Source organism: Pseudomonas sp. Snoq117.2 (assembly GCF_900110545.1).
Taxonomy (GTDB): Bacteria; Pseudomonadota; Gammaproteobacteria; order Pseudomonadales; family Pseudomonadaceae; genus Chryseomonas; species Chryseomonas benzopyrenica.
Map to the genome: position 1 here is coordinate 1 of NZ_FOED01000042.1, position 2935 is coordinate 2935.

Annotated in this window: 3 protein-coding genes and 1 pseudogene; all 4 read right to left on the minus strand. The window is 62.0% G+C overall.

Annotation, left to right across the window (positions count from 1 at the left end; translation table 11 throughout):
- Positions 1-136 precede the first annotated feature (136 nt).
- On the minus strand, positions 137-850 hold the full coding sequence (locus tag BMZ43_RS27570; protein WP_371913907.1) for a methyl-accepting chemotaxis protein: 714 nt from the start codon (positions 848-850) through the stop codon (positions 137-139).
- Between the two features lie 156 nt (positions 851-1006).
- Positions 1007-1759 (minus strand): annotated as a pseudogene (locus tag BMZ43_RS27575) (HAMP domain-containing protein); the annotation flags it as partial.
- 75 nt (positions 1760-1834) lie between these two features.
- Entirely contained in the window at positions 1835-2044 is a 210-nt protein-coding gene (locus tag BMZ43_RS26375) for a hypothetical protein (RefSeq protein WP_143075348.1), read from the minus strand.
- Positions 2045-2411: 367 nt separating this feature from the next.
- Positions 2412-2935: DUF1173 family protein (locus BMZ43_RS25890; protein WP_143075349.1), on the minus strand; the 524-nt coding region annotated here is incomplete at its 5' end.

Here is a 2935-nt window from a genome sequence, read left to right on the forward strand (position 1 = left end):
GGTTTCATAACCCACGAATGCGCCGTAGAGTCGCCCGGCAAGCTCTGAAGTTTTCAGCCCTTTTCAAACCGTCCGTGGAAATGGGGTAGAACCCGTAGAACCCGAGATAACTCCGCCTGTATAGGAGCTTAAGAGTTTAGTCCCGGAGTCGGCCGGCGAGGCTGGAGAGGCCCAGGGAAACGCCCTGTAAGCGCTCGCTGGCGCTCTGGGTCCGCTGCAGGTCCTCCTCATTGTGGCGAGCCACAGTGACAATTTCCACTAGGTTGCGTGCGATGTCCTCGGCCACCGAGGTCTGCTCCTCGGCAGCGGTAGCGATTTGCCGGTTCATGTCGCGGATGGCCTCCACCGCTTTGGTGATGCTTCGCAGGCGCTCGCCAGAAGCCACCACTTGGTCGCGGCCGGCAGTGCTTTCGGCGGCACCCGCTCGCACCGCTTCAGCGGCTTCGTAGGCCGCGCCCTGCAGCGTGGCAATTAGCTGATGGATCTCGCTGATAGAACTAGAGGTGCGCACCGCCAAGTTGCGTACCTCGTCGGCCACCACAGCGAAGCCACGGCCGGCGTCCCCGGCTCGGGCCGCCTCGATCGCGGCGTTGAGCGCCAATAGGTTAGTCTGATCGGCGATGCCGCGGATCACCTCCAGCACACTGCCAATACGATCGCTGTCGCTTTCCAGGCGGGCGATGACCTCTGCGGTGCGGGAGACTTCCCGATGCATCCGCTCGATAGTGGCGACGGTTAGAGTCATGCTCGCTTCGCCCTCCTGCGCAGCGCGATCCGCTTCGTTGGCCGCCGTCGCGGCGCTGCCGGAATGCCGGGCCACCTCTTCCGCCGTAGCACTCATCTCGTGCATGGCAGTGGCCACCTGATCGGTACGGGAGAACTGGTCACGGATGCCCGCGCCACTGCGCTGGGCGATTGCGCCTAGTTCCTGGGTGGTGGCGTCCAGCGCCTCAGTGCCCTGGCGCAGCTGCCCGCCTAGGTCGGTGAAGAAATCCCGCAGGCGGTTGGCGGCGCGAGACAACCGCCCCACTTCGTCGCGGCGCGTCTCGGCCAGCGGCTGACCGAAGCGTCCCTCACTGAGACGAACCAGCTGCTCGGTGACTAGGGCGAGCGGTCCGACGATGCGCCGGTTGACTAGCCAGACGCTTAGCAAGGCGATCAGGATGGCGAAAGCCAGCATGGCACAGACCACCACTAGGACGGTCTGGCGTGCCTCAGCGGCCAAGCGCTGGGCCTGGTCGCTGGCGCGCTGGTGTAGGGACGTGACCAGGCCGGACAGCTGCTCGCTGGTGGCCCGGTCGATGCCTTTAACCGCAGTATCACCCTGGGCGGCGACGAAGTTGGCCGCCACATAAGCTGCCAGTCCTCGGCGATAAGCCTCGCCCAGGTCACGGTGACTCTGGGCCAACTGATGCAGGCGCTGGCCCAATTCAGTGTCACCGGCGCTGCGCTGCAGCTGCGCCAGCAGGTCTTGGACGCCGGTCTCCTCATCCTGGAATTGCCTCCAGTAGCGCTCGCGCTGGTCGGCGGCGCCGCCACGTAGCAGCACGTTCTTCCATTCCTGTACCTGAGATTTGAATGCGAGGTTTGTGGCGTCCACCAGGCGCGCTTCCTCCAGAGGTCCCTGGAGCAACCGTTGATAGCCGTCCAGTTGCTGGGATAGCAAGCCAAAACCGGCTAAGGCGAGAATCAACAACAGCACCAGGCCGCTGCCAATGAGCATTAGCAATTGAACACGTAGGGAACGAGAAGGAGTCATAGGTAGCGCCTTATGGAAGACAGCGCCATAAACGTCTAACCGATTAGTTGTCGCAACACCTACTGGATGACCGCGTCATTCTCTGCAATGAGCGGGCACTCGATAGGCCACATATCGATCAACAAGCCTAACAGCCGAAAAACTTATGCTGATCAATCCTCGCGCCACGGCGATGCCATGCAGATCAGCAACGCCGTGAGCGTTTCTAGTCCCGCCATCCTGGATCGCGGAAAGCTGCATGTAATGAGGCGGCGTGGCTTCAAAGAAATTTTCACTCTCGCTCATGTCTTCAACCCCTGCGAAAGAGTGGGTAGTGGAGAGGGTTCAGCTGCCGCTTGCGGAGTTCAGGCTGCACCGTAGGTTGCAGACCTTGATGGTCAGGAGGCTATAGCCGGTCGGCCACAAGTGCCCCGCTTTGGACGCATAGTGTACCGAACCGAACCAGACGCGTATGCCCTTGTGCTCGACGGGATGTTAGGGCAGACGCTTATAGCAGCCCGCTTGGCCGGTAGCTGCTCACCGCCAGCGTCAGCTTTGGGTCGATTGCTGTCATTGGCTAATTTCCGTTCAATTGTTTCCAGAATTTCGCAGCAATTTCGGAAACCGACAGTGAGCCCGGACGTTTGCGCTGCTAGCCCGGTTTCACGTTGACCTATCTGGAAGACACGTATGCCGCGGGGAACGCCGGTATGTGTTCTCCCCGAGGATCCTGGGTCGCGTCCCAGCGCCACCAGCCCGTCTTGCCGTACTCGCTGCAGTACCAGTGCTCTTTGGTGCCGCGCCGCGCCAGGTACTGCGGCGTGGCCATGCCGAAGACCTCGAGAGCGAAGTCCTGCTGCATGTCGAGCAGCCAGAAGTTTGGGAAGACAGCGCACTCATCGGCGTCGTAGCGCAACGGCTTGTCGAACTTGCGCCCCTCATCCCGCAGCTTCTGCTCGACCTTGCCTTCCAGGTCTGAATCAAGCGGAATCCACTGATCGCTCACCTGCATCAGCGCGACCTCGAGCACATCCGCCTGGTGGGCTTTACCCGGCCGCTGCGCGATTTGAGCGATAGCGATAACCCGGCTTCCCCTGCGCCAGGCGCCCAGCTCCCGCGCAAATCGGCGAGAGGCGGTTTCCCATACGGCAGGGGGCAGGTAGAGCGTTGGCATCCCGAATGGCCCAGTCACCGGCA

Excerpts from the sequence above, each read along its gene's own strand:
- BMZ43_RS27570 (WP_371913907.1), bottom strand. The coding sequence starts at position 850 with ATGCACGAGATGAGTGCTACGGCGGAAGAGGTGGCCCGGCATTCCGGC.
- BMZ43_RS26375 (WP_143075348.1), bottom strand. The coding sequence starts at position 2,044 with ATGAGCGAGAGTGAAAATTTCTTTGAAGCCACGCCGCCTCATTACATG.